This is a genomic window from Streptomyces fractus, from assembly GCF_049844455.1.
Lineage (GTDB): Bacteria > Actinomycetota > Actinomycetes > Streptomycetales > Streptomycetaceae > Streptomyces > Streptomyces fractus.
This window is the reverse complement of the sequence record NZ_JBMYHI010000002.1, coordinates 230,934-255,255: the sequence shown is the minus strand read 5'-3', so window position 1 is coordinate 255,255 and position 24,322 is coordinate 230,934. Positions and strand designations below refer to the sequence as shown.

Here is a 24,322-nt window from a genome sequence, read left to right as displayed (position 1 = left end):
CCGTCCGGTCACGCGTCCTGCGGCGGCGCGGTGAGCGGCACCGTCCACTCCAGGAGGGTGCCGCCGCTCGCCCGCGCCGTGGCCGTCAGGGCTCCGCCGCGCCGTCCCGCGCGGGCCGCGAGGTTGGCGAGGCCGCTGCGATGGCCGTCGGAGCCCGCGGAGATCCCCAAGCCGTTGTCCGCCACGGTCAGCGTCAGCCGACCACCCCGCACCACGAGGGCCACATCGGCGGACGACGCGTGCGCGTGCCGGGCCACGTTCGTGAGCGCCTCGCCGAGCACGGCGAGCGCGTCGTCGGCGAGCGGCCCCGGCACGTCCGCGTCGATCAGCCCTTCCATGCGCAACGACGCGGTGAAGCCCAGGACGTGCGCCGCGTCCTCCACCGCCCGCACGACCCGCACGCGCAGGCCGGACCCGGTCGGCGGGGCGCCGCGCTCGCGCAGGCCGAAGATCGTCGAGCGAATGATCTTGATGGTGGTGTCCAGGTCGTCCACGGCCCGCAGCAGACGCTCCGAGGCCTCCGGGTGCTGCACGAACCGCTGCGCGCTCTGCAACGTCATGCCGGTCGCGAACAGCCGCTGGATCGCCAGGTCGTGGAGGTCGCGCGCGATCCGGTCCCGGTCCTCCAGGATGCTCATCTGCTCCGCGTCCCGCCGCCGGTCCGCGAGTTCCAGGGCGAGGGCCGCCTGCCCCGCGAACCCGCTCAGCGGGATCAACTCGGCCGCGGAGAACGGCGGATGCTCCGCCCTGCGGGCCAGCATCAGCACCCCGCGCACACCTTCCGACGTGCCGATCGGCACTGCCACGGCGGGCCCGAGGCCGTCCCAGCGGTCCGGCTGGTAGGTGATCCGCGGGTCCTTGCGGATGTCGTCGGACGTGACCAACTCGCCCGCGGCGAGCGCCGTTCCGGCGAACGTGCCCTCGCGCGGCAGCGTCACATCACTGTGCACGCCCGCGCGTTCGCCGAGCGCCAGCGTCTCGTGCAGCAGACGGTCACCGGGGACGAGGAGCGCCACCACCCCGAGGTCGGCCGCGGTGATCTCCCGCGCCCGGTCCACCATGAGGCGCAGCACCTCGGCCTCGTCGGCGCCCGAGAGGAGGCTCCCGGTGAAGTCGGCGCTCAACTGCAGCCAGCGCTCGCGCAGCCGGACCTCCTCGTACAGGCGCGCGTTCTCGATCGCCACGCCTGCGGCGGCGCCCAGTGTCTGGAGGACCGCCATGTCCTCGTCGTCGAACTCGACGCCGCCGCGCTTCTGCGTCAGATACAGGTTCCCGAACACGTCGTCGCGGACCCGGATGGGCGTGCCGACGAAGGTGTGCATCGGCGGATGGTGCGGCGGGAAGCCCGCGGAGGCGGGGTGCCCGGCGAGCTCGGAGAGGCGCAGCGGCTCCGGATGCCGGATCAGCTCGCCCAACAGGCCGTGCCCCGACGGCAGATCACCGATCTCCGCGCGTAACTCGTCGGTGATGCCGACCGGCAGGAACTGCGACAGCTTGCGCCGGTCCTCACCGATCACCCCCAGCGCCCCGTACTCGGCGTCCACCAGAACCACGGCCGCCTCCACGATCCGCCGCAGCACCTGGGAGAGATCCAGCTCCTGGCCCACGGAGAGGACCGCCTCGAGCAGCCCTTGCAGCCGGTCGCGGGTACGTCTGACCGCGCCGACGCGTACCTGGAGTTCCTCGAGCAGTTCATCGAGCCGCAACCTCGGCAGTGGGCCCGACCCCCGTGCACGGTCCTCGGCCATCCGGCCTCCGTGGGGCCTCGGTGAGGTGTCGTTCCGTACTCAAGGTAGCGGCTGTTCGCGCCCTTACGACCCGCTTCGTCACACCTCGGACGGTGGAACGGCGGAGTCCGCCGAGGACGCGGCGTGCAGGGCGGCGATCTGGGAACGGGAGGTGAAGCCGAGCTTGGTGAGGATGTGCTCCACGTGGGAGTCGATCGTCCGCTTCGACACCACGAGCTTCGCCGCGATCTCCCGGTTGGTGCAGTCCTCGCCGACCAGAGCGGCCACCTGACGCTCGCGCGGCGTCAGCCCGTCGGTGGGGCCCGAGCGCTGTGGCGGCACGTCGGGGGACGGCGCCGACTCGTCGTCGAGCGCCAGGTGCACCGCGGCGTCGAGCGGCAGCGCCGCGCCCTCCTCGAACGAACGGTGGTACCCGTCGGCCCCGAGCACCTCGCGGGCCAGGTCCGCGGCCCGTCCGTGCAGTTCGTGCAGCACGGGGATGCCGAACCTGGCCTCCTTCGCGGCCCGGCGCCACAGCGAGTCGGCCGCGCCCTGCAGCGCGGCGACCCGCTCGAAGCGGCGCAGCTGCGCGGCGTGCCAGGCCAGCCCCTCCAGGAAGTGGGCGAGCCCCATCAGGTCGTGCAGCACCGCCTTGCTGCGGATGCCCTCGCGGGCGCACTCCACGGACGCCTCGTGGTCCCCCTTCAGCCACAGGCCGACGCTCTTGACCCACAGGGCCCAGCTGCGCGCCCACTGCTCGCCCGGGTGGGCGGCGCCGCGCGCGAGCGAGTCGTCGCACCAGGCGATGCCCTTCTCGTGGTCGCCGGTGAGGATCAGCATGAACCCGGCGTAGAAACCCAGCATGAGCAGCCCGGTGTCGTCACCGAGCGCCGTCATCCGGGCCCGGACCTCGTCGAAGTCGTCGCAGCAGCCCTCCATCTGGCCGAGGAAGTACCGGCGGTGCGCCTGGAAGGAGAACGTCCACGCGGCGCCGACCTGGTCGCCGATCCGCGCGGCGACCTGCTCGGCCTCCTTCAACAGCGCCTCGTTCTTGCCCCGTTCCCCCTGGATGTCCATGTACCAGCTGATCAGCCACAGTGCCTTGACGCGCTGCGGCGAATCGTCACGGCAGCCGTCCAGCGCGCGGCGCAGCCAGTAGCGGCCCTCGGTGAGCAGCCCCGTCGCATGCCAGTAGCCCCACAGGGCCGTCGCCATCTCCAGGCCGTCGCAGTGCAGTCGGGGCGTCGCGACGCAGTGCTCCAGGGCGACCCGGATGTTGGCCTGGTCCCGGGCGAGCGCCCGCAGCAGGGGGATCTGCGCGTCCCCCGTCCACTCCTCGTCGAAGGCGCGCGCCGCGTCGAGGAAGTACTCCAGGTGGCGGCGCCGGGCCCGCTCCTCGCCGCCGAGCGCGGCGAGCTGCTCCTGGCCGTACTCGCGGATGGTGTCGAGCATGCGGTACCGCGTGCCCTCGGGCGTCTCGACCCGCACCACGACCGACTTCTCGACGAGGCCGATGAGCGAGGTCAGTACGTCCTCGACCGGCAGGACGTCCTCGTCCGCGCACACCACTTCGGCCGCCTGGAGGCTCAACTCGCCCGCGAACACGGACAGCCGGGCCCACAGCAGCCGCTCCGCGGCGGTCGACAGGTCGTGGCTCCAGCCGATCGCGGTACGCAGCGTCTGATGGCGCGGCACCGAGGTGCGGCGCCCGCCGGTGAGCAGCCGGAACCGGTCGTCGAGCCGGGCCAGCATCTCGTCGAGCGACAGGACGCGCAGCCGGGAGACCGCGAGTTCGATGGCGAGCGGGATCCCGTCGAGCCGACGGCACAGGGCAAGCACGTCCGCCCGGTTGTCCTCGCTCACCGTGAACCCCGGCACCGCCGCGGACGCCCGGTCCGCGAACAGGGCCAGCGCGTCGCACTCCCGCTCCGCGCCGCCCGCGGGCTCCGGCATGCTCAGCGGTCCGATCGCCAGGACGTGCTCCCCGGGCACGTCGAGCGGCTGCCGGCTCGTCGCGACGATCCTCAACCGGGGCGCACAGCGCAGCAGTTCGTCGCAGAGCACCGCGCACGCGTCGACCAGATGCTCGCAGGTGTCGAGCAGCAACAGCAGCTCGCGGTCCTCCAGATGGTCGGCGATCACCTCGAGGGCGGGCCGCGCCGCCTGCTCCGGCAGGTCGAGCGCCGCCGCCACCGCGTTCGCCAGCAGCGCCGGGTCGTGCAGCGCGGACAGCTCCACGAGCCGCACCCCGTCGCGATACGTCCCCCGCAACTCGCGCGCGGCGCGCACCGCGGTCCGGGTCTTGCCCACACCACCGGGCCCGGTCAGCGTGACGAGCCTGGCCCGCGTCAGCACGTCCGCCACCTGGCCCAGCTCCCGGCGCCGCCCGACGAAACTGGTGGTCTCGGCGGGCAGATCTCCCGGCGTGCGCCGGGTGGGACTGGGATTCATGCGGGGCTCACCTCGTGCGGTGCGGTGGTGGCGACTGCCCTCGCCAGGTTAGGCGGAATCGGGCGCGAACGGACCTCCTTCACAGGACGACCACCCGAACGGTAAAGGGCACAAGGGGAGTTGGCGCGCGCCCCCGCCGATTTCCGCATGCACTTCGGGGAAACCGTCACACGGCGCGCCCGGCTGACTACACTTCCCGGGACACCACGGCTGCCGCGCCGATACGAGCCGCGCCCCACCGGACATACCGGAGCCGAGGCGTCCGGCCCCCTCCCGAAAGGCCCTCATGACCACCCGTCCGTCATCGACCACCCCCCTGCCAGAGATGTACGGCACGCTCGGTGTCAGCGCCCGGCGGCTGGCTGCGGGCGAGGGTCCGGACGGCGACGCGGGCGGCGATCTGTACGGCATCGTGGACACGCCCTACGGGACCAGGCTGCTCATCGGGGACGTGATGGGAAAGGGGGCCGAGCTGACCCGCACGGCCGACGAGGTCCTGCGGACGTGGCGCCGACTCGCCTGCGTGCAGCGGACGTTGGAGGTGCTCGCGGTGCGGCTGCACTCGCTGGTCGCGCACTCCGAGGAGCCCGACCGGTTCGTCACCGCCACGCTCGTGACGGTCGCCCCCGACGGGTCCGCGGAAGTGGTCTGCTGCGGGCACCCGCCGCCCCTCCTGATCCGTTCCGGGGCCGCGGTTCCGGCCGCCGTGCCCGCCCCGGCGCCGCCGCTCGGGCTGCTCGACCTCGCGCACGGCTGGTGCGGCGCCGAGCAGATATCCGCGTCCGCCTGGGAGCGGATGCTGCTGCACACCGACGGCGCCAGCGAGGCCCGCGACGCGGACGGCGCGTTCTACCCCCTTGCCGAGCGCGCCACCGAACTGAGCACACTGCCGCTCGCCCCGTTCACCGCCGCCCTCTCGGCCGACCTGCTGCACCACGCCGGAGGCCGCCTCCAGGACGACGCCACCCTGCTGGCGCTCGAGCCGGCGAAATCCCTGCCGCCCGTCTCGTCCTGACGTGTGATGGCTCACTGAAACCCCTTCCCCGCGGCGTGTTTTCGTCTCCCGTGACAGGGGAGTCAGGGTGTGGACCGTGTGACAGCAGCCGACGACGGAAGGGAGTGGCGGACCGTGCTCCTCGCCCATCCCGCCCTGTTGACCGATCTCATCCGCGAGTACGAGACGCTCAGCGCGCTCGCCGCCGACGAAGGCGGGCCCGACGCGCAGCGCAGGCTCGACGACATCGGGTACAGCCTCTGCGTGGCCACCGGAACGAGCGATGTGGACGCGGCGCTCGTCGCGGCCCGGCACCGGCTGCCCGGGGCGCGCGTGTCCGACGACTCGATACTCGCCGCGCGCCGGCCCAGGGCGCCACGGGTGCGGCGCCACCGATGAGCCAGGGCGTCAGCGGGCCTCGGCCCGGTCGACGGCGCCGATCTCAACCGTGGTGATGTCGTCGGCCGTACCCCGGTCGAGGTCCGCTGCAGCCGTGTCCTTCGTGGTGTCCCCGGAGGGCAGTCGGCTCGCGTCGATGTCGGTCGAGCCCAGCAGGCCGCCGTCCTTGTCGAGGAACCGGAGCCGGGCGACGTAGTCCGCGGCCCGGTCGCCGGTGTTGGTGATCTCGTAGTGGACGAGGTAGGCCCGTGTGTCCGACGCGCCGCGGTCCGCGAGGCCGGCGTCCGTGATCGTCACGTCCGAGGCCGGTCGCCGCGTGGTGCTGTCCGCCTGGGCGGTGTCGGCGCCGCCGGACGCCGTGATCACACCGATGGCGACGGCGGCCGCGGCCACACCGCCGCCGAGCGTGAGCCGGGAACGTGCGGCGCGCCGCTTGTGCCGCGCGGGGCGCGGGCCGCTCGGATAGGGGAGATGGGCCATCGTCGTGCCTCGGTCTCGTACGGACTCGATACGGGGGAGTAACCCCAGGCTAGGAGCGACATACAGGGCGGGGGACCGGGCCCAAGGTCCTCCGCGCGGGCGCATTGGTCCCGACCGGCGGCCGACGGGACGTCAGACCGCCAGCGTGCCGCGGCCCGTGGTCTCCTCCTCCAGTACCTGCCGGGCCTGCGCGGCCGAGGACTGCCACAGGGTCGTCACCGGCTCCCACACCCGCACCCCGGTCGGCGAACCGAGGGTCAGCGCCTGAAAGCTGCGTCCCTGCTGATCCGGCAGCGCCGCGACCGTCACGAACATGACGGCGGGCGCCTCGTCCTTGGCGTCCTGCGGATCGGAGACCGACAGGACCGCCGCGTACGCCGTGTGGTGCGCGGCCAGCGTGCGCCCGCCGTGCGGCACCGTCGACAGCGGCAGCGCCGCCCCGTCCAGCTCCCCGTACGTCACCGTCGGGACACGGTCGACGAGGCAGGCTCTCGACGAGTCGTTGCGCACGCTCAGCTTCAGGATGTCGGCGTTGTCGTCCGAGGGCTCGGCGCGCACGGTCACATCGTTCTCGCCGCAGCGCGCGAGCGCGGCGGGCGACGCGGGCGTCGCTGAGCCGGCCGCCCCCGCGGTGGACACGGTGAGTGCGCTCAGGGCGAGGGCGGCGGTGACGGCCGCCGTGGCATGACGTGTGACGTGACGAGCGCGCATCGGAAGTCCCCAGTCCGTTGATGGGTCCGTCGTGGTCGTTCCCTGCCGCCAAAGGAATGAAATACGGCGAATGCAGGCATACGACCCTAACGCGGATGTGTGACCCGGGGCACATCGCCCGGCGGGGGGGTGCAGTGCGCGCAAGGTTTGCACGGTGTGCAAGAATCACGTCCGTGACCGTCTCCGACCCGCAGCCGACCGCCCCCGCCGAGGGGCTGCGTGCGCGCAGGCGCCGCCAGACGCGCACCGAGCTGCACGCGGCCACGGTCCGGCTGGCCCGTGAGCACGGCTTCGCACAGCTCACGGTCGAGATGATCAGCAAGGAGGCCGGCGTCTCACCGCGGACCTTCTTCAACTACTTCCCCAGCAAGGAAGCCGCCCTCTTCGCTCTGCCCGGCACCGTGCCGCCCGCCCTCGCGGAGCGGTTCGCCGCAGGGGAGGGGAGCGGGACCGACGCCGTGCTGCGCGACCTCGGCGACACTCTCGCCGACCACCTCCAGGAAGCGGCCCCCGAGCCGCAGGAGCTGGAGGAGTCGCTGCGCATCGCGGAGGGCGTGCCCTCGGTCCTGGCCACGTTCCTCGCCCAGTGCGAGGCGGTCGAACGGGACCTCGCCGGACTCATCGCCCGGCGCACCGGCACCCCACCCGACGGCGAGGCGGCCGAACTGCTCGCGGGCATCGCCATGGCCACCGTACGCAGCGGGATCAAGCGGTGGCAGCAGGCGGGCGCTCATGCCGACGAAGGCGCCGGGCCCGCCGAGCGCGTACGCGAATCCTTCGACGCGCTGCGCACGCTGCTGGGACCGGCCGCCGTGAAGTAGGCGCGCCACCCGAGTGACCACCTCCCCCTCGCGGTCACCAAGGATCTCCCCCTCCCCGACTCTCCCCGGACCGGCACCACCGAAGCACCCCGTACGCGGCAACCGCTCTCCCCGCCGCAGGGTCAGCCATGCACCACTCCACCCGCACACCACATCGGAGAACACCGCAATGACGCACGCCCCCGCTTCCGAGGGCATCGACTCCGGCCCCGACCCGGCCACGGGGATCGACGGGAACGCAGAGATCGAAGAGAGCACGGTCAAGCCGCACAACTTCGGCCTGATCTTCGCCGCGCTGATGCTGACCATGCTGCTCGGCGCGCTCGACCAGACCATCGTCTCGACCGCCCTGCCGACCATCGTCGGCGAGCTCAACGGCATCGAGCACATGGCCTGGATCACCACCGCGTACATCCTCGCCGCCACCATCGGCATGCCGGTCTACGGCAAGCTCGGCGACCTCATGGGCCGCAAGAACATCTTTCTCGCGGGCATAGCCCTGTTCCTGGTGGGCTCGGTGGTCTGCGGACTCGCCCAGAACATGGGCACGTTGATCGCGGGCCGCGCCCTCCAGGGCCTCGGCGGCGGTGGCCTCATGATCACCTCGCAGGCGATCATCGCCGACCTGGTGCCGCCGCGTGAGCGCGCCAAGTACATGGCCCCGATGGGCGCCGTGTTCGGTCTCTCCTCGGTCGTCGGCCCGCTGCTCGGCGGCTGGTTCACCGACGAGCACTCCTGGCGCTGGGCGTTCTGGATCAACCTGCCGCTCGGCATCCTCGCGTTCTTCGTCGCCGCCGTCGCCATCAAGCTGCCGCGCAAGGCCGTCCAGGTCACGCTCGACTACGTGGGCACCGCCCTGATGGCCGCGGCCGTCACCTGCACCGTGCTGTTCGCGAGCTGGGGCGGCACGCAGTACGAGTGGTCGGACCCGCTGGTCATCGGCCTCGGTATCGGCGCCGTCGTCGCCTGGGTGCTGTTCTTCGTCGCGGAGAAGCGCGCCAAGGAGCCGGTGATCCCGCTGCACCTGTTCCGCAGCCCGATCTTCAACGTCGCCACCCTGCTCGGCATGATCGTCATCGGTCTCGGCATGTTCGCGATCGTCGGCTACATGCCCACGTATCTGCAGATGGTCTACGGCAAGTCGGCCACCGAGTCCGGACTGCTGCTGATCCCCATGGTCGTCGGCATCATGGGCACCGCCCTGCCGTCCGGCGCGATCATGTCGAAGACCGGCAAGTACAAGGTCTATCCGATCGCCGGTACCGCGATCATCATGCTCACCGCGTACCTGATGTCGACGCTCGACGTGTCCGACCCGGTGTGGCTGGTGTGCGTGTACGTCGGTCTCGCGGGCGCGGGCGTCGGCCTGATGATGCAGACCCTCGTCCTCGCTGTGCAGAACGACTTCCCGGCCGCGGAGGTCGGCACCGCCACGTCGGCCAACAACTTCTTCCGGGAGATCGGCGCGACGCTCGGCACCGCCGTCGTCGGCGCCGTGTTCGCCAGCCGCCTCACCGACAAGCTGGCCGCGAGCATCCCGGCGGAGGCCGCGGCGAAGGTCGGCAACAGTGACTCGCTGACCCCGGCGCTCGTCCGCGCCCTGCCGGCCGATCTGCGCGACACGGTCGTCAACTCGTACCAGGAAGCGCTCGTCCCGATCTTCCTGTATCTGCTGCCCGTCTTCGCGGTCGGCCTGGTCCTCGCCTTCGTCCTGAAGGAGAAGCCGCTCGCCGACAACGCCGACTGGCACGCGGAGAACGCGGGTCCGGCGGCGGACAAGGAGCCGGAGCCGGTCGGCTGACCCGAGCTCCGTCCCCGTCCCGTACGACGTGTGCCCCCGCCGCGCTCCATAAGCGCGGCGGGGGCACACGTCGTATCACTCGGCGTCCACCCACACCCCGTCCCGCATCAGGTCACGGCCCGCCAGCTCGTTCGCCTCGCGCCAGGCCTGGATGCGTACGGGGTGGATACGGAAGTACAGGTACGGACCGTCGGCCGCGCGCGGATCGAACCCGGCCGCCGCCGCGAACGCGTCCCCGAACTCCGGCGAGACCTCGTCGGCCCGCAGCGCCTCGCAGCGCCCGGCGATGTGCACGACGTCCCGCGTCGGCCCGACGCCGAGGTGCACCAGGCCGCTCGCCACGAGGTTGCGGGCCACCGGATTGGTGGCCCGCGTCGACACGTACACGCAGTCGTCCCGCCACAGGAACGACAGCGGCATCATGTACGGCGCACCGTCCTCGGGCCCGGCCGTCGCGACCCACGCGTCGACCTCCCGCTCCAGGCGGTCGAGAGTGTCCTGCTTGCGCTGCTTCGCCGAACGGGCGGGCGCTGCCTGCGACATGCGATTCTCCTTTACGGCCACTACGGGTTGGCGCACTGCGATGACATGACATCACGGAGGAACGCGACAGATGGCCGATCTCGACGACGCGGTGCGAGAGGCACGGCTGCGGCTCAGCCGCACGGGGACGGGACCGAGCCGATCGGAACCCTCGCCGCGTGGCGCAGCGCCCGGACTCCGGTGGTCAGCCCTCGGTGGGTGCCGAGTAGCACCGTACGGTGACCAACTCGTCCGGACCCCACGCCTGTTGGCCCTCCGCGAGGAACCGCCAGCCGAGCCGTTCGTACAGTGCGATCGCCGAGGAGTCGGTGGCGACGACGTCGAGCACTGCGAGGGCGCCGTGCCGACGGGCCTCGCGCGCGGCCCGGTTCAGGAGCGCCGCGCCGAGCCGGTGGCCGCGCGCGGACGGCGCCACGAACAGTCGCCCCACGACGGCGACGGACGTGCCCGCGGGGACGAGGGTGGGTGCCACGTCGTCCGGGGTGGGCGGCGTCAGCAGGACGTGCCCGGCGACGCGCTCGTCGAGGCATCCGACCCACGCGCCCACGATGTCCCCACCCGCGAGCCAACCCACCGGATCCTTCGGCCAGTTGGTCGGATAGCCGTCCGCGTGATGCACGGCGCGCAGGGCCTCGACGCAGGCGGCCAGATCACCGCTCCGCCGCGCCCTGACACACGTATCCCCGCTCACGCCGCACACCCGTCTCGCCACCGGTCCCGTCGAGGGCATCGAACCACACACCCCGCATACGCTTGTCCGGCATCCCCGCCCCGATTAGCGTGCCGCCGTGGATCACTTCTCGCGCTCATGGGCCGCGCTGCGCGCGGCGGTCGCCGGCCTTCCCGAGCGGGCCTTCGAACAGCCCTCCGGCTGCACCGGCTGGTTGGTGCGCGACCTGGTGTGCCACCTGGTCATCGACGCGCAGGACGTGCTGATCACCCTGGTCACCCCCGAGTCGACGGAACCGACGGTCGACGCGGTGACGTACTGGAACGTGGCGAGCGAGCCGCCGACGGGGGACGACCCGCTCGACGCGCTGACCGTCCGCCTCGCCGCCGCCTACCAGGACCCGGCGCTGCTCACGTTCCACCTCGACGACGTGGGGTCCGCGGCGGGGCGCGCCGCCGGGCTCGCCGACCCGCACGCGCGCGTGGGCACGCAGGGACAGGTTCTCACGGTGGGCGACTACCTCACCGCGTACGTCCTGGAGTGGACGCTGCACCACCTCGACCTGATCGCCCATCTCCCGGACGTGCCGGGGCCGCCAGCGGAGGGTCTCGCCCGGTCGCGGGCGCTCCTGGAGGGGATCGCCGGCGCCGCGTTCCCCGCGTCGTGGAGCGACACGGACGTGCTGCTCGTCGGAACGGGGCGCCGGCCTGCGGCGGAGCGGGAGAGCGGTGAACTCGGTGCACTGGCGGGGAAGTTGCCGCTCGTGATCGGCTGAGTGCGACAGAGCGACAGAGCGACAGAGCGGCACCCCACCGGGTCCGCCATCGGGGCCGAGTCCTGAACCCGCCGCGCCCGCCGCGTCCGAGGGTTCCGTCACGCCAGCGACAGGAAGAGCTTCTCCAGCTCCTCCTCGCTGAGCGGCGGCTGTTCGCCGTCCGCCGCGTTCATGCAGTCCCGCATGCCGGAGGCGATGATCTTGAAGCCGGCCCGGTCCAACGCGCGCGAAACGGCAGCGAGTTGGGTGACCACGTCCTTGCAGTCGCGGCCCGCCTCGATCATCGCGATGACGCCGGTGAGCTGCCCCTGCGCGCGGCGAAGCCGCTTCAGGACGGCGTCCATCGCCTCCGGGTTGCCCGTGCCGCTCATGAGCGCAGGGCGGCTCGGGCGGTGTCGAGCACGCCCGGCGCCGGCCGGTTGAACGGAAGCTTGCCGAGCATCGCCGCCATGCCGCACGTGTTGCTCACGCCGGAGTAGACGAGGCCGGAGGCGATTCCCGCGGCGAGCAGTCGGCCCTTCGGGGCGCGACGGCCGAGCGCGAGGCCGAGCAGAACCAGCGAACCGGCGGTGAAGCGGACCTGGCGGTCCATCGCCCAGACGGCACGCTCGGGGCGGGCCGCGGTGTCGACCGGCAGTCCCTCGGCGCTCCAGGCCCGCGTGCCACCCTCAAGGCCGACGGCTTCGACGCCCGCCTCCGCGAGCTTCTCGCAGGCCGCGGCGGAGCGCTGCCCGGCCGCGCACACGACGACGATCCGGCGGCGCCCGGCCGCGTCACGCAGGTCGGGCAGCAGGTCGTCGATGAGCTCGGCGGGCACATTGAGGGCGCCGGGCACGTGCCCCGACGCGTACTCGGCGGGCGCGCGCACATCGAGGACGAGGGTGTCGTCGGCGGCCCTGCCGTGCAGCTCGGCGGGGGCGAGGGTGGTGCTCATGTCTCTCTCCTGTCTCACTGGTATACCCCCGAGGGTATCACCGCGTACCCCGGCGGCCCGGTGACCCGATGGCCGGCAAAGTCCCACCGAAAGCAGGACAGAGGATGTCGGGTTTCCGGGACATGCTCGTGAGAGCGAGCCACACGGCAGCGATGCGGGACACCTGGAAACAACGGGAGACGACCTCATGCCTGACAACGCCCACCCGGCGACGGACGAACAACCCCTGCGCGGCAAGGTCGCCCTGGTCGCGGGAGCCACCCGCGGCGCGGGCCGCGGCATCGCCGTCGAACTCGGCGCGGCCGGCGCCACGGTCTACGTCACCGGCCGCAGCACCCGCGCCCGCCGCTCCGAGTACGACCGCCCCGAGACCATCGAGGACACCGCGGACCTCGTCACCGCGGCGGGCGGTCACGGCATCGCCGTCCCCACCGACCACCTCGAACAGGACCAGGTGCGCGCCCTGGTCGAGCGCATCGACCGCGAACAGGGCCGCCTGGACATCCTCGTCAACGACATCTGGGGCGGCGAGAACCTCTTCGCATGGGATAAGCCGGTCTGGGAGCACGACCTGGACAACGGGCTCAAGCTGCACCGGCTCTCCATCGAGACGCACGCCATCACGAGTCACTTCGCGCTGCCGCTGCTGCTGCGCAACCCCGGCGGCCTGGTCGTCGAGGTCACCGACGGCACGGCCGAGTACAACAGCGCGAACTATCGGGTGTCGTTCTTCTACGACCTGGCGAAGAACTCCGTGCTGCGCATGGCGTTCGCCCTCGGCCACGAACTCGGTTCGCGCGGCGCCACCGCCGTCGCCCTCACTCCTGGCTGGATGCGCTCGGAGATCATGCTCGGCCACTTCGACGTCACGGAGGAGAACTGGCAGGACGCGGTGCGGGTCCAGCCGCACTTCGCCATCTCCGAGACACCCCGCTACACGGGCCGCGCCGTCGCCGCGCTCGCCGCCGACCCGGACGTCGCCCGGTTCAACGCGACGTCCCAGTCCAGCGGCGGCCTCGCCCAGATCTACGGATTCACCGACCTCGACGGCAGCAGGCCCGACGCCTGGCGCTACCTCGTCGAGGTGCAGGACGCGGGCAAGCCGGCCGACGTCACGGGGTACCGCTGACACGCGGCGCGATGGGGTCCGCTGGTTCCGACGGGCGAGTTCACCATGCGTACATGACGGTGAATCAGGCGTGGCGGGCTGGGACGAGTTGGGTGATGTGGGGTAAAGGGGTCAGGTCGCACACCCACCGACATCCGCTCGACGGAGGTACTCCATGGCCCCCCAGCACCGTCACCGCCGCCGCAACGCGGTGGCCGCGGCCGCCCTGCTGATCACCACGCTCGCGGGCGCCGCGCCCGCCGGGGCCGGAGCGGCGGAGGGGAGATCCGCCCCCGCCGCCGGCCACGGGTCCGGCGCGGGGTCCGGTCAGGGCGTGGGCAAGGGCAGGGGCACGAACCTGCTCGTCGCGGGGCTCGACCGTCGCAGCGGGATGTCCCGCGAGGAGATCCAGCGGCTGCACGTCGGCGGCCAGCAGTGCGGCTGCACCGACGTGCTCATGGTCGTGCACATCGCCGCCGACGGCCGCCGGGTCAGCGTCGTGTCCCTGCCTCGTGACTCCTTCGTCCGCTTCGCCCGGCACGACCACCCCGCACACAGCGGAAAGATCAACGGGGCGTACGCCCACGGGGGCCGGGACCTGACCGTGCGGACCGTCGAGCGCGCCACCGGCCTGCGTATCGACCACTACATGGAGACCGACTTCCGCCAGTTCGTGGCCGCCGTCGACGACCTGGGTGGCGCCGAGGTGTGCAGCGACACACCCCTGCGGGACGAGAACTCGGGGCTCGACCTCGCCGCGGGGACCCACGACATCGACGGCAGGCACGCCCTGCGCTACGTCCGCGCCCGGCACGTCAACCCGCCTGGCGACCTCGGGCGGGTGCGCCGCCAACAGAAGCTGCTGCTCGGCATGTTGGCACGGCTCACCGACGCGAACGTCTTCAAGGACCCGATGGCGACGGCCCGTACGGCCCGCACACTCATGAAGCACGTACGCACCGACGGCCACACGGACGTGCGCACGCTGGTGTCCCTGGCCTGGAAGCTGCGCGATCTCACGCCACGGCAGACGGAGTTCGCCACCGTGCCCATCTCGAACTTCGACTACCGGGACCCCACGTGGGGCTCGTCGCTGCTGTGGGACGACAAGCGGGCGAAGCGGATGTTCGGGGCGCTGCGCGCGGACCGGCCGCTCACGTCCACGCGGAAGTCCGGCGGCCCGGTCCCGGTCGGCATGCCGCCCAAGGAGACCAAGGTGTCGGTCGACGACCCGCGCGTCGCCGACGGGCTGCGCGAGAGCGGCTTCGACGTGACCGAGGTGCCCGCGCCGAGCAGCCGCCCGAGCGGGCCCACCGTCGTCACCTACGATCCCGAACGCGCCCGCTTCGCGCCCTCCCTGGCGGCCGCGCTACCCGGCGCGAAGCTGCGGGCCGTGGCCGGATTCGGTCCGGTCTTCCGCGTCGCCGTGGGCGGTGACGATCGCGGTGTGACGCAAGTGACGTACGACCGGAGCATGGTGGAGGGGGCGCCGGTCACCGGGGACCGGCTGCGCTGCGGGCACCCTTCGGGCAAAAAGGGCTGAAAACCGACCGCTGCGGGGTCACTTGGGGTTCCGTGACGGCAGCGCGACGCTCCGTGTTCCGGTTACGGTTCTGCTGTGGTGATCAACGCGCAAGGCAACAACGAGGCACAATCCACCGAGCCGGGGACGGCGCTGCTCCTCGCGGCCGCCCCCGCCGGCAGGGCGGGCCTCATCGACGCGGTCTCCGTGCTGCCCACGCTCGCGGCGGTCCCGCCGAGCGTGCTCGCCGGCACGGCGGCGGCGTCCGTCGTCGAACTCGCCGACCCGCTCGACCCGCAGGCCGTTCTCACCCGCCTTCGCACGGCCACCGCGCAGCCCGGGCCGCTCCACCTGTACATCGCGGGTCAGCTCCATCTCGACCACCGCCAGCGCCTGTTGCACCTGGCCCTTGCCCGTACCACGCCTTCGACGCTGCGTTACACGGGGCTTCCCTGGCACTGGCTCACCGGCGAACTCACCCTGCGCCGCCCGCACACCACGACCGTCGTGCTCGACCTCGTCGCCGACGCGGAGGCCTGGAAGCAGGTCGGCGTGAGCGGCCTCGGCCTCGGCCACGGCACGAGTGTCTTCGGCCGGGTGCTGCCGCCGCCACCCCGCCGCACCACCCTCACCCCCACGTACCTCCGCGCCTACGCGGACATCTGGCGCACGGGAGCCCGCCCCACCCCACCCGCCCTCCACGAAACGGCGGCATCCCACGCGGGCCCGCCGGACGCGCTGTTCGTGTCATTGGGATCGGGCCACGTGCCGACGCCTGTGGCGGGTGCCGGTCACGCGGGCGAACCCGTGCCTGTGGCGGGGACGGGCCACGTGTCATTCACCCCGGAACCGGCTGAGCCCGCTCTCACGGGGCACCCGGCCGAGTCGGAGCCCACGGCCGCGCTCGCCGCGGCGGCGCCGGGCGCGTCAACTGGGACGGCCCCTTCGGCTCCGGCTCCGTTTGCGGGCCCGCCCGGGGCGTCGGCTTCTGGCGGGGGAGCGGGGTCGGGGCCCGTGCCGGTTCCGTCCGTGACCCCGGCCGCCGATGCCGGGGCAGTGTCGGCCCGGACCGTGGGTTCGGTTCGGTCTTCGTCTCTGGCTGCCGGTGTGGGAGCGGACTCGGGCCGGGCCGTAGGTTCGGTTCCAGCCTCGGCCTCAGCCGCCGCTACGGGAACGGGCTCAGGCCGGGTCGCTGATGCGGGTCCGTCCGAGGGCTCGGGAGACGGTGCGGCCGAGAGTGGTGGAGCCGCTCCCGTCTCGGCTTCGACTCCGATATCGGTCGCGCAATCAGCCGCGCACCCGGCGTCCGCTCCGGACCCCGTACACGGCCCAGCTTCAGCCCCTGTGGCGATGCCCGCTCCGAGCCCTGTCTCGGCGCCCGCACCGGACCGGGCATCGACTTCGGGCTCACGCCCGACCCAGGCCCCTGCTCAGACCACGGCCCCCGCCTCGGTGCCGGCCCCGAGCCCTGGCTCGGCGCCCGCACCGGACCGCGCATCGACTTCGGGCTCACGCCCGACCCAGGCCCCTGCTCAGACCACGGCCTCCGCGTCGGCAACGGCACCCGCGTCAGCAGCAGCCTCCGCGCCGGCGGCGCTCCCTGCGCCGGCAACGGCCCCCGCCCCGGCGGCCTCCGCACCGGTAACGGTCCCCGCACCGGCGGCGGCCTCTGCACCAGCGGCGTCCCCCGCACCCGCCTCGGTACCGGCCGCCGCCGTCCAGCTCGCCAAGGGGCCGGTTGCCGCGCCCCGCGCGCCGTCGGTCCCGGCATCCGTGCCCGCCGTCCCGCCGATGCCCACCACCGCGCCCGTGGTTCCCGCCCCAGTGGGTGCCGGGGAACCCGACCCGCACGCTCTCCTGCTCGCTGCCGTGCAGGCGGGGCGGCATGGGGAGGCCGCGTCGATCGCTGCCGCGTGGGAGGGGGAGGCGTTGCGGGTGTATGGGATGCGGTCCTCTCAGGTGGTGCACTGGATGGAGGTGCGGGCCGACCTCGCGCGGCTTGCCGACGAGCCGGGACGCAGCTGTGAGTTGTGGATCGCCGTGGCGCACGCCCGGATCGCGCGCGGCGAGACGCCATCCGACGAGGACGTGGAGGCGGCCGTCGACCGTGCCCACCACCAGTTCGAGCAAGTCAGCGACCCGGACCGGGCCCGCGGACACGCCGCCGGTCTGATCGCCCTGCGGGAACAGGTGCCGGGCCGGCGCCCCGGCGCCCTCGACGCGATCAAGCGTCGACTCGACGCGCTGAGCGCCCAGCCCCGGAAGCCCTGACCCCGCCGCCGCTCAACAGGCCCGCCGCACATACCCCTTCGTGCCCGCGGGCCGTACGTCCATGTCGCGCAGCACGATCGACAACCGGTCGCCCCACGCGCGGCACGCCCGTTTGAAGTCGGCCTCGCGGTACTCCACGGCGAAGACCCGGTCGTCGTACGCCGACGCGTACCCCCGGCACTCGTCGTGGACCTGGCACTCCTCCGTCACCGCGAAGTCGAACCCGATCTCGCGGCGCTCCGGCAGGAGTTCCGCCGCGTTCTTCTGCCCGACGGCGAGCCCGGCCCCGTGCGCCCGGTCCGCGACGAGCTGCGCGAACGCGACCGCGTCGGATGCGTCGAGCAGTCCGTCGGAGCGCTCGTAGGAGTCGAGGTTGTCCGGCTCGACGGCCTGGTACCCGTCGTCGGCGCACCCTCGGATCCAGCCGCCCACGATGTTCGCCAGACGCGCCCGCTTCGTCTTCGTGGAGATGTCGAACAGCGGCTCGTGCCAGTCCTCGTCGACGACCAGCTTCCCGTCGTCGCCGCGCAGCAGCAGGTCGTCGTGGTGGACCCGCCACCACTTCAACGCGTCGGGCTGGGCCTGGAAGGCGTTGACGTAGCAGACGTTGTAGAGCCCACGGGCGGGTGCGTCGCCGCGGTCCCGCGAGACGGCCCGCACCCCAGCGGGCGGCTTGTACGCGCCGCCGATCTGGTAGTCGAACTGGGCGTCCGGCGTTGGCTGTTGGACGCGCGGCGAGTCGCCCCCGGAGCCGGGTGATGAGCAGGCGGACAGCGCGATCGACGCGGTCAGGGCGAGGCACAGAGCCGACAGACGTCGGGAAGCCGGGCGGAAGATCATCGTCGCAGCCTAGAACGAGCGACCCGGCCGTCACTCACAACGGGCGCCGGAAACACACCCGATGCTGCTCCGGACCGTCGTAGTCCGTGCGGACCGCGACCCCGCCCACCTCCCGGTCACCCGGCTCCACCACGAACCCCAGCGCCCGGTGGAAGGCGATGGACCCGGTGTTCCCCGGCGAGGTGACCGCCCGCACGTCCCTCCGGCCGGCCCGCGCCGCCCGCCGGAAGAACTCCTCGTACAGCCCGCGCCCGACACCCGAGCCGCGCAGCGCAGGATCGACCCCCACGAAGTGGATGTACGCGGAGGTGTCGTCATCCGCGGCGTACAGGCCCACCAGGAACGCCCGCACACCCGAAGCGTCCTGTGCCACCAGGCTGGTGCCCGCGAAGAACTGGAGGAACAGGCGGGGGAGCAGCAGCGACAGCTCGCGCGCCTCCTGCGGCGTGCGCGAGTCGCCCCACCACTCCTGGACACGTCGTACGAGCACGGGGTGGTCGTCCTCGCGGGCGGCGCGCAGCTCGGGCATCGGCGTTCCTTTCGGCAGGGTTCACGGAGGGCGGATCAAGCAGTCACCAAGCGGTACCAGTCGTGACGTACCTCACGACTCGCCCGGGCGCCGCCGGGAACAACCCTGCTACCCGGTCCGTTGACTCACATGTGGGCACGGATGGAACAGTGTCCCCGGGCCCTACCTATCGCCCGCAGGGAAGATCGTTCGGCTGAAGCCCTGCGGAGCCCCCCGCCGAGAGGCGACCGCCATCCGTGTCCCACTCCAAGCCGCCCCGGCCGTGGTCCCCCGTCACGGTCGGGGCTTCCTCGTCTTCCGCCGCCCGCGCCCGGTCTAGGGCCTGTCTTCAAACTCCCGTCTGCGTCGCGACGCCTGGCACGCACGCTCGCGGCGTTGCCGAAAAGCCCGAGTAGCTCCGCTACTAGGACTTCCCGGCGCCTTGCGATCGCACGCACCAGACGCCGCGACGCCGCCCTGCGGGCGACGACGGGAGTTTGAAGACAGGCCCTAGAGTGCGCCCATGACGCGCTTCCACGAGACCAAGCACCGGCTCGTCACCACGTTCCAGCGCCACATCGCCAACCCCGTGACCCGGCGCCTGCCGACCCAGGTCCTCCTGGAGACGACCGGGCGCACGTCGGGTCTCGCGCGCCGCACCCCGGTCGGCGGCCGGCGCGTCGGCAGCGCCTTCTGGCTCGTCTCGGAGTTCGGGTTCAAGTCCCAGTACGTGCGCAACATCCAGGCCGACCCCCGGGTCCGCGTCCGCCTGCGCGGGAAGTGGCACACCGGCACCGCGCACCTGCTGCCCGAGGACGACGCCCGCGCCCGCCTCCAGGTCCTGCCGCGCCTCAACAGCGCCGCGGTCCGCGGCCTCGGCGTCGACCTGCTGACCGTACGCGTCGACCTCAAGGACTGACCTGGCATGATCGGGGGCATGGCAGAACGTGTGATCGCCGCGTGTGACGGCGCGTCCAAAGGAAATCCCGGACCCGCGGCGTGGGCCTGGGTCGTCGCCGACGGTGACGAGAAGCCCGTGCAGTGGGAGGCCGGCGCGCTCGGCACCGCGACGAACAACGTCGCCGAACTCACCGCCCTGGAACGGCTGTTGAGCACGATCGCGGCGGACGTACCCCTAGAGGTGCGGATGGACTCGCAGTACGCGATGAAGGCGGTCACCACGTGGCTGCCCGGCTGGAAGCGCAAGGGCTGGAAGACCGCGGCGGGCAAGCCCGTCGCCAACCAGGAGTTGGTGCAGCGGATCGACGCACTGCTCGAGGGCCGCGCGGTCGAGTTCAAGTACGTGCCCGCGCACCAGGTCGACGGCGACCCGCTCAACGACTTCGCGGACCGCGCCGCCAGCCAGGCCGCCGTCGCGCAGCAGGACGCGGGCAGCGCGCTCGGCTCTCCCGAGCCGCCGCCGTCGGCCCCGTCCTCGGCCAAGCCGCCGCGCGCGAAGTCGGCGCCCGCCAAGCGCGCCTCCTCCGGCTCCTCCTCGCGCACCCTCAAGGCGAAGTTCCCGGGCCGCTGCCGCTGCGGCCGCTCGTACGCCGCGGGGGAGGACATCGCCAAGAACCCCGACGGCTGGGGGCACCCGGAGTGCCGCACGTCGGCCTGACCGCAACCGACAGAGAGGGGCCCGGCGCGCGCATTACGGCGCCGGGCCCCTCGTCACACCTCTACGTACTCAGGTGTCTGCACTCACGCGTACGTACTCACGTGCTCACCCGCACGTAGTCCACCACCAGCTGCTGCGGGAACTGCGTGCCGGCGTCCGGGTCGCCCGGCCAGTCCCCGCCCACGGCGAGGTTCAGGATCAGGAAGAACGGCTTCTCGAACACCCACTGGTTGCCGCCGACGTCGGCGGGCGTACGGGTCTGGTACACCGTTCCGTCCACCGACCAGGTGATCTTGTTGGGCGTCCAGTCCACGGCGAACGTGTGGAAGGCGTCCGCGAAGGCCTGGCCGCCTGGCAGCGTGTCGGCCGCGCCGATCCCGCCCGAACCCGAGTAGCCGGGGCCGTGGATGGTGCCGTGGACCGTGGACGGTTCGAAGCCCACGTTCTCCATGACGTCGATCTCGCCGCAGTTGGGCCAGCCGGCCGAGCCGATGTCACTGCCCAGCATCCAGAACGCGGGCCACATGCCCTGCCCGCGCGGGATCTTCATCCGGGCCTCGACATGGCCGTGCGTCGTCTCGAACTTGCCCGACGTGTTGAGGCGCGCCGAGGTGTACTGGCACGAGCCGTACCAGCACTGGTAGTTGGCGGGATTCTCCTTGCGGGCGGTGATGACCAGATTGCCCTGGCCGTCGAGCGCGGCATTGTTGTTGCCCGCCGTGTACCACTGCCGTTCGTGGTTGTTGACGTTGTCTCCGGTCTCGGTCTGCCACTTCGCGCCGTCGACCGCCGAGCCCGCGGGTCCGTCGAAGTCGTCGGAGAAGGTGACCGCCGAGGTGTGCGCGTCGCCGTCGGTATCGGCGGCGTTCGCCGTGGGCACGAACGCCGCGGCGACGCACAGCAGCGCCGCCGCACCCAGCGGGAGTCTGCGGCTCAACGGGCGGAGAGAACTGCGCATGGGGCATCACATCACTTCGGGTAGGGGGTCGTGCCGTCCCGCGGCACGCCAGAAAGTGAAGGCAAGAGAGCTGCGCTTGATGTGCTCTGTTCAAGAGTTGATTTAAGGGGTGGGGTGAAGGGGCGTCAAGGGAACGCGCGAAAGTCCGTACCAAGGCTCCCCGATAAGGTTTCCGGACGATCTTCGAACCGGGAGTGATGTGAGCATGTTGCGATGTGCCGTACTCGACGACCACCAGGGCGTCGCCCGTGAACTGGCCGACTGGGACCGCCTGTCGGGCCGAGTCGACGTCACGTACCTGAATCGGCATGTCGACACGCACGACGAGCTCGTCTCGCTGCTCGGCGACTGCGAGATCGTCGTCGTGATGCGTGAACGCACCCCGTTCCCCGCCGAGTTGATCGCGCGCCTGCCCAAGCTGCGGCTCCTCGTCACGTCGGGCATGCGCAACGCGTCCATCGACCTCGACGCGGCCGCCGCGCGCGGCGTCACGGTCTGCGGCACCGCGAGCAACCCCGAACCGCCCGTCGAGCTCACCTGGGCCCTGATTCTGGGCCTCGCCCGCGGTGTCCTCACCGAGGGCGCGAACCTGCGCGACGGCGGCCCCTGGCAGTCCACCCTCGGGGCCGACCTGCACGGCCGCCGGCTCGGCCTCCTCGGCCTCGGCAAGATCGGCGCGCGCGTCGCACGCGTCGGCGCCGCCTTCGGCATGGACGTCACGGCGTGGAGCCAGAACCTCACGGCCGAGCGGGCGGCCGAGGCGGGCGCCACCCTCGCCGCGTCGAAGGAAGAACTCCTCGACACCAGCGACTTCGTCTCCGTCCACCTCGTCCTGGGCGACCGCACCCGCGCCCTGCTCGGCGCCGACGAACTGCGCCGCATGCGCCGCACCGCCTACCTGGTCAACACCTCGCGCGCCGCGATCGTCGACCAGGGGGCGCTGTTGCGGGCGCTGCGCGAGGGGTGGATCGCCGGGGCGGGCAGCGACGTCTTCGACGCCGAACCCCTCCCGGCCGACCACCCCCTGCGCGGCGCCCCGAACTTCCTCGGCCTGCCCCACCTCGGTTACGTCACGCGCCGCAACTACGAGGGCTTCTTCCAGGGCGCCGTCGAGGACATCGAGGCGTACCTGGCGGGCAGTCCCGTGCGCACGCTCGGCTAGCGTGCGGGCGTCACCTCCAGGTCGTCGAACTCGGAGGTGGTGTACGAGTCGAGGCCCAGGCCGACCTGACCGTGGTCGTACGAGTCGTCGGTGACGTGGGCGACCTGCGTCCCGTCGATCGTCGCGGTGATCTCGTCACCGGCGAACCCGAGCCGGAGGCGGTGCCAGGAGTCCGCCGCGCCCGAAGGCAGGCTGCCCGTGGCGAGGACATGGGTGGTCTTGTCCGGTGCGAGGACCTTGAGCGTCCACGTGCCGGAGTCCGCCAGGTCCAGGTAGTAGCCCTGCCAGGTGTTGACCTTGCCCGGACCCACGTTGTTGACCTGGTTCACGACCCGGCCCAGCAGCGACGCCGTTCCACTGTGGTCGATGCGGGTCTTCGCGGAGACGGTGTAGTCGGACCACCGGGCGTCGCCGACGAGGGTGAGGGGGCTCGGCACCCGGGACCACTGGGTCGGCTTCTTCGTGATGGTCTGCCGCAGACACTTCCCGCTGCCGCCCGCGGCACAGGGCGCCACCTGGAACGCGCCCTCCATGTCGGAGAGATAGCGCGGCGTGGCATCCGTCGCGTAGCCGTCGAAGTCCTCGCGGTAGGGCAGCGACTGGGTGCCCGCTGCCGGGGCCCGTCCCGCCGCGTCGCCCTTGCCGCCGGGCATCGTCGTCAGCGTCGTGACCGTGCCCGGCGGGAGTGTCACGTCGTGCCCGCCGGTGGCGTTCGTCGGGACATTGGCGCCGCGCACGAACCAGTCGGCCGGATTCTTCGACTCCACGGTCGTCGTCCAGCGGTGCAGTGCGCCGTGCGGCAGCCGTCCTGTGGCGGCGAGGTCCACCTGCTGCGGGGACGTGGCGCCCGTCGTCTCGAACACCGTCGTGTACGCGGGCCGGTCACCGGGCGAGCGCAGCGTCACATAGGTGCCGCCCCCGTCGAGGTAGCCGCTCGCCGAGTCGACATAGCGCCAGCCCGGATGCGTGAACTGGGCGGTCTGCGCGATCGTCCACAGCGTCGGACCGAGGTCGTAGTGGCCGGTCCACGGCTCGTTGGCCTGGAGCAGACCGCTGCCCTGCATCTGCACGGTCGGGTACCAGGCGTACGCGGCGGGCCAGTTGATGAACGCCGTGATGCGGGAGTCCACGTACTCGTGGTTCATCTCGGCGGCGAGGCGGCTCGCCCCGGTCAGGTAGTTGTTCCAGCCCGACTCGCTCGCGAACAGCGGCTTGTCGAGGCTCAGCGCGTCCTGCGACGAGGAGCAGTGCACGGCAGAGCACGGGTAGTGGATGCCGACGACATCGGTCGCCGCGTCGAAGGCAGGGTCGTTCTTCATGTCCGTGGCGACCTGCCAGCCCGCGCTGTCCGCGGCGACGACCTTCACGTCCTTGTGGCCGTGCGCGACCAGGGCGGCCTTCAGCTTTCCGTACCAGGCGGCGTCCCAGCCCTTCTCGTTCCAGCCGCCGAGGTAGTCGATGTCGAGGCCGTGCGTGTTCGCGCAGCCCAGCCACCGCATCAGGTAGTCGACGTTGTCGTCGGACCAGAAGCCGCCGTCGAACCAGCTGGGCGCGCCCCATTCGAGGCCGTAGAAACGCATGTCGGGGTTGCGCTTGAGGGCCTCCTTCATCAGCCACCACTCGTAGCCGCGGTTGCAGTCGACCTTGTCGCGGGTGCGCATGTGGCTGGGCTCGGCGCCGTTGCTGGAGTTGGTGTCCGCGCCGATCTCCACCTTGAGGATCTGGAGGGAGGCGCCGTAACCGGGCTTGAAGAGGTAGTCGAGGATCCGGCTGCGTTCCGGCTCGGGGTAGTCGACGAGGAGGCGTGATGTGCCGCCGCCACCGCTGATGGCACCGATCCCGTCGAAGGTGCGGCCGGTGCCGTCGGCGTCCACGGTGATGTGCTGCACGGCGGACGACGCGGAGTCGGCATGTGCGCCGGCTGTCGGGGCGACGAGGGCCAGGCAGGAGACGGCGAGCGCGCACAGTGCGCGCGCCCAGCGCGTACGTCGAGGCGTCCGTCTTTGAGATCTGGGCATGGAAATCCCTT

At 72.1% G+C, this 24,322-nt stretch carries 23 protein-coding genes and 1 pseudogene; 11 read left to right on the top strand and 13 right to left on the bottom strand.

Going from position 1 to position 24,322, the window contains the following annotated elements:
* Positions 1-8 precede the first annotated feature (8 nt).
* Entirely contained in the window at positions 9-1,748 is a 1,740-nt protein-coding gene (locus tag ACP4E5_RS03230) for a sensor histidine kinase (protein WP_425825158.1), read from the bottom strand.
* Between the two features lie 78 nt (positions 1,749-1,826).
* Positions 1,827-4,178 carry a LuxR C-terminal-related transcriptional regulator gene (locus ACP4E5_RS03225; RefSeq protein ID WP_425825157.1) on the bottom strand — a complete coding sequence of 784 codons (2,352 nt, stop codon included), beginning with the start codon at positions 4,176-4,178 and terminating at the stop codon, positions 1,827-1,829.
* A 286-nt stretch (positions 4,179-4,464) separates the two neighbouring features.
* On the opposite strand from ACP4E5_RS03225, the gene ACP4E5_RS03220 reads away from it, so the two are divergent.
* Together ACP4E5_RS03220 and ACP4E5_RS03215 are read left to right on the top strand one after the other, a co-directional pair.
* Positions 4,465-5,193, top strand: coding sequence for a PP2C family protein-serine/threonine phosphatase (locus tag ACP4E5_RS03220; RefSeq protein ID WP_425825156.1), 729 nt, complete (start codon positions 4,465-4,467; stop codon positions 5,191-5,193).
* 114 nt (positions 5,194-5,307) lie between these two features.
* Complete coding sequence (locus tag ACP4E5_RS03215) at positions 5,308-5,571, top strand: DUF5133 domain-containing protein (protein ID WP_425841043.1); 264 nt, start codon at positions 5,308-5,310, stop codon at positions 5,569-5,571.
* A gap of 9 nt (positions 5,572-5,580) precedes the next feature.
* On the opposite strand, the gene ACP4E5_RS03210 is transcribed toward ACP4E5_RS03215, so the two are convergent.
* Both ACP4E5_RS03210 and ACP4E5_RS03205 read right to left on the bottom strand, forming a co-directional pair.
* A complete protein-coding gene (locus ACP4E5_RS03210) occupies positions 5,581-6,051 on the bottom strand; it encodes a hypothetical protein (protein WP_425825155.1) in 471 nt (156 codons plus the stop codon).
* A gap of 132 nt (positions 6,052-6,183) precedes the next feature.
* On the bottom strand, positions 6,184-6,762 hold the full coding sequence (locus ACP4E5_RS03205) for a DUF4232 domain-containing protein (RefSeq protein WP_425825154.1): 579 nt from the start codon (positions 6,760-6,762) through the stop codon (positions 6,184-6,186).
* Between the two features lie 173 nt (positions 6,763-6,935).
* Here ACP4E5_RS03205 and ACP4E5_RS03200 point away from each other — a divergent pair, with 173 nt between their 5' ends.
* Positions 6,936-7,583: a TetR family transcriptional regulator gene (locus ACP4E5_RS03200; protein WP_425825153.1), complete on the top strand. Its 648-nt coding sequence runs from the start codon at positions 6,936-6,938 to the stop codon at positions 7,581-7,583.
* Positions 7,584-7,752: 169 nt separating this feature from the next.
* The gene (locus tag ACP4E5_RS03195; RefSeq protein ID WP_425825152.1) at positions 7,753-9,384 is read left to right on the top strand and encodes an MDR family MFS transporter; all 1,632 of its coding nucleotides are present in this window, start codon (positions 7,753-7,755) and stop codon (positions 9,382-9,384) included.
* Positions 9,385-9,459: 75 nt separating this feature from the next.
* Here the strand turns inward: ACP4E5_RS03195 and ACP4E5_RS03190 are convergent, their stop codons facing one another.
* Together ACP4E5_RS03190 and ACP4E5_RS03185 are read right to left on the bottom strand one after the other, a co-directional pair.
* Entirely contained in the window at positions 9,460-9,927 is a 468-nt protein-coding gene (locus ACP4E5_RS03190; RefSeq protein ID WP_425825151.1) for a pyridoxamine 5'-phosphate oxidase family protein, read from the bottom strand.
* Positions 9,928-10,111: 184 nt separating this feature from the next.
* Complete coding sequence (locus ACP4E5_RS03185; protein WP_425825150.1) at positions 10,112-10,618, bottom strand: GNAT family N-acetyltransferase; 507 nt, start codon at positions 10,616-10,618, stop codon at positions 10,112-10,114.
* Positions 10,619-10,715: 97 nt separating this feature from the next.
* On the opposite strand from ACP4E5_RS03185, the gene ACP4E5_RS03180 reads away from it, so the two are divergent.
* The gene (locus ACP4E5_RS03180) at positions 10,716-11,372 is read left to right on the top strand and encodes a maleylpyruvate isomerase N-terminal domain-containing protein (RefSeq protein WP_425825149.1); all 657 of its coding nucleotides are present in this window, start codon (positions 10,716-10,718) and stop codon (positions 11,370-11,372) included.
* A gap of 98 nt (positions 11,373-11,470) precedes the next feature.
* Here ACP4E5_RS03180 and ACP4E5_RS03175 read toward each other — a convergent pair whose 3' ends face one another.
* On the bottom strand, positions 11,471-11,743 hold the full coding sequence (locus ACP4E5_RS03175; protein ID WP_425825148.1) for a metal-sensitive transcriptional regulator: 273 nt from the start codon (positions 11,741-11,743) through the stop codon (positions 11,471-11,473).
* The gene (locus tag ACP4E5_RS03170) at positions 11,740-12,306 is read right to left on the bottom strand and encodes a rhodanese-like domain-containing protein (protein WP_425825147.1); all 567 of its coding nucleotides are present in this window, start codon (positions 12,304-12,306) and stop codon (positions 11,740-11,742) included. The genes ACP4E5_RS03175 and ACP4E5_RS03170 overlap by 4 nt, the downstream gene beginning before the upstream one ends.
* A gap of 187 nt (positions 12,307-12,493) precedes the next feature.
* On the opposite strand from ACP4E5_RS03170, the gene ACP4E5_RS03165 reads away from it, so the two are divergent.
* Positions 12,494-13,435: an SDR family oxidoreductase gene (locus tag ACP4E5_RS03165; protein WP_425825146.1), complete on the top strand. Its 942-nt coding sequence runs from the start codon at positions 12,494-12,496 to the stop codon at positions 13,433-13,435.
* Positions 13,436-13,589: 154 nt separating this feature from the next.
* On the top strand, positions 13,590-14,957 hold the full coding sequence (locus ACP4E5_RS03160) for an LCP family protein (protein ID WP_425825145.1): 1,368 nt from the start codon (positions 13,590-13,592) through the stop codon (positions 14,955-14,957).
* Between the two features lie 18 nt (positions 14,958-14,975).
* Here the strand turns inward: ACP4E5_RS03160 and ACP4E5_RS03155 are convergent, their stop codons facing one another.
* Complete coding sequence (locus tag ACP4E5_RS03155; protein ID WP_425825144.1) at positions 14,976-15,512, bottom strand: hypothetical protein; 537 nt, start codon at positions 15,510-15,512, stop codon at positions 14,976-14,978.
* A gap of 1,368 nt (positions 15,513-16,880) precedes the next feature.
* On the opposite strand from ACP4E5_RS03155, the gene ACP4E5_RS03150 reads away from it, so the two are divergent.
* Positions 16,881-17,207, top strand: a complete 327-nt coding sequence (locus ACP4E5_RS03150; RefSeq protein WP_425825143.1) for a hypothetical protein — start codon at positions 16,881-16,883, stop codon at positions 17,205-17,207.
* A 12-nt stretch (positions 17,208-17,219) separates the two neighbouring features.
* Here the strand turns inward: ACP4E5_RS03150 and ACP4E5_RS03145 are convergent, their stop codons facing one another.
* Both ACP4E5_RS03145 and ACP4E5_RS03140 read right to left on the bottom strand, forming a co-directional pair.
* Positions 17,220-18,047: an endo alpha-1,4 polygalactosaminidase gene (locus ACP4E5_RS03145; protein ID WP_425825142.1), complete on the bottom strand. Its 828-nt coding sequence runs from the start codon at positions 18,045-18,047 to the stop codon at positions 17,220-17,222.
* A 34-nt stretch (positions 18,048-18,081) separates the two neighbouring features.
* Complete coding sequence (locus tag ACP4E5_RS03140) at positions 18,082-18,576, bottom strand: GNAT family N-acetyltransferase (RefSeq protein WP_425825141.1); 495 nt, start codon at positions 18,574-18,576, stop codon at positions 18,082-18,084.
* Between the two features lie 502 nt (positions 18,577-19,078).
* Between ACP4E5_RS03140 and ACP4E5_RS03135 the strand changes: the two genes are divergently transcribed.
* Together ACP4E5_RS03135 and ACP4E5_RS03130 are read left to right on the top strand one after the other, a co-directional pair.
* Positions 19,079-19,474: a nitroreductase/quinone reductase family protein gene (locus ACP4E5_RS03135; RefSeq protein WP_425825140.1), complete on the top strand. Its 396-nt coding sequence runs from the start codon at positions 19,079-19,081 to the stop codon at positions 19,472-19,474.
* Positions 19,475-19,480: 6 nt separating this feature from the next.
* Entirely contained in the window at positions 19,481-20,173 is a 693-nt protein-coding gene (locus tag ACP4E5_RS03130) for a ribonuclease H family protein (protein ID WP_425825139.1), read from the top strand.
* Positions 20,174-20,273: 100 nt separating this feature from the next.
* Here ACP4E5_RS03130 and ACP4E5_RS03125 read toward each other — a convergent pair.
* Positions 20,274-21,131 (bottom strand): annotated as a pseudogene (locus tag ACP4E5_RS03125) (glycoside hydrolase family 16 protein); the annotation flags it as partial.
* 205 nt (positions 21,132-21,336) lie between these two features.
* Between ACP4E5_RS03125 and ACP4E5_RS03120 the strand changes: the two are divergent.
* Positions 21,337-22,293: a D-2-hydroxyacid dehydrogenase family protein gene (locus tag ACP4E5_RS03120; RefSeq protein ID WP_425825138.1), complete on the top strand. Its 957-nt coding sequence runs from the start codon at positions 21,337-21,339 to the stop codon at positions 22,291-22,293.
* On the opposite strand, the gene ACP4E5_RS03115 is transcribed toward ACP4E5_RS03120, so the two are convergent.
* The gene (locus ACP4E5_RS03115) at positions 22,290-24,311 is read right to left on the bottom strand and encodes a glycoside hydrolase family 30 protein (RefSeq protein ID WP_425825137.1); all 2,022 of its coding nucleotides are present in this window, start codon (positions 24,309-24,311) and stop codon (positions 22,290-22,292) included. The two genes, ACP4E5_RS03120 and ACP4E5_RS03115, sit on opposite strands and share 4 nt — an antisense overlap.
* Positions 24,312-24,322: the final 11 nt, after the last annotated feature.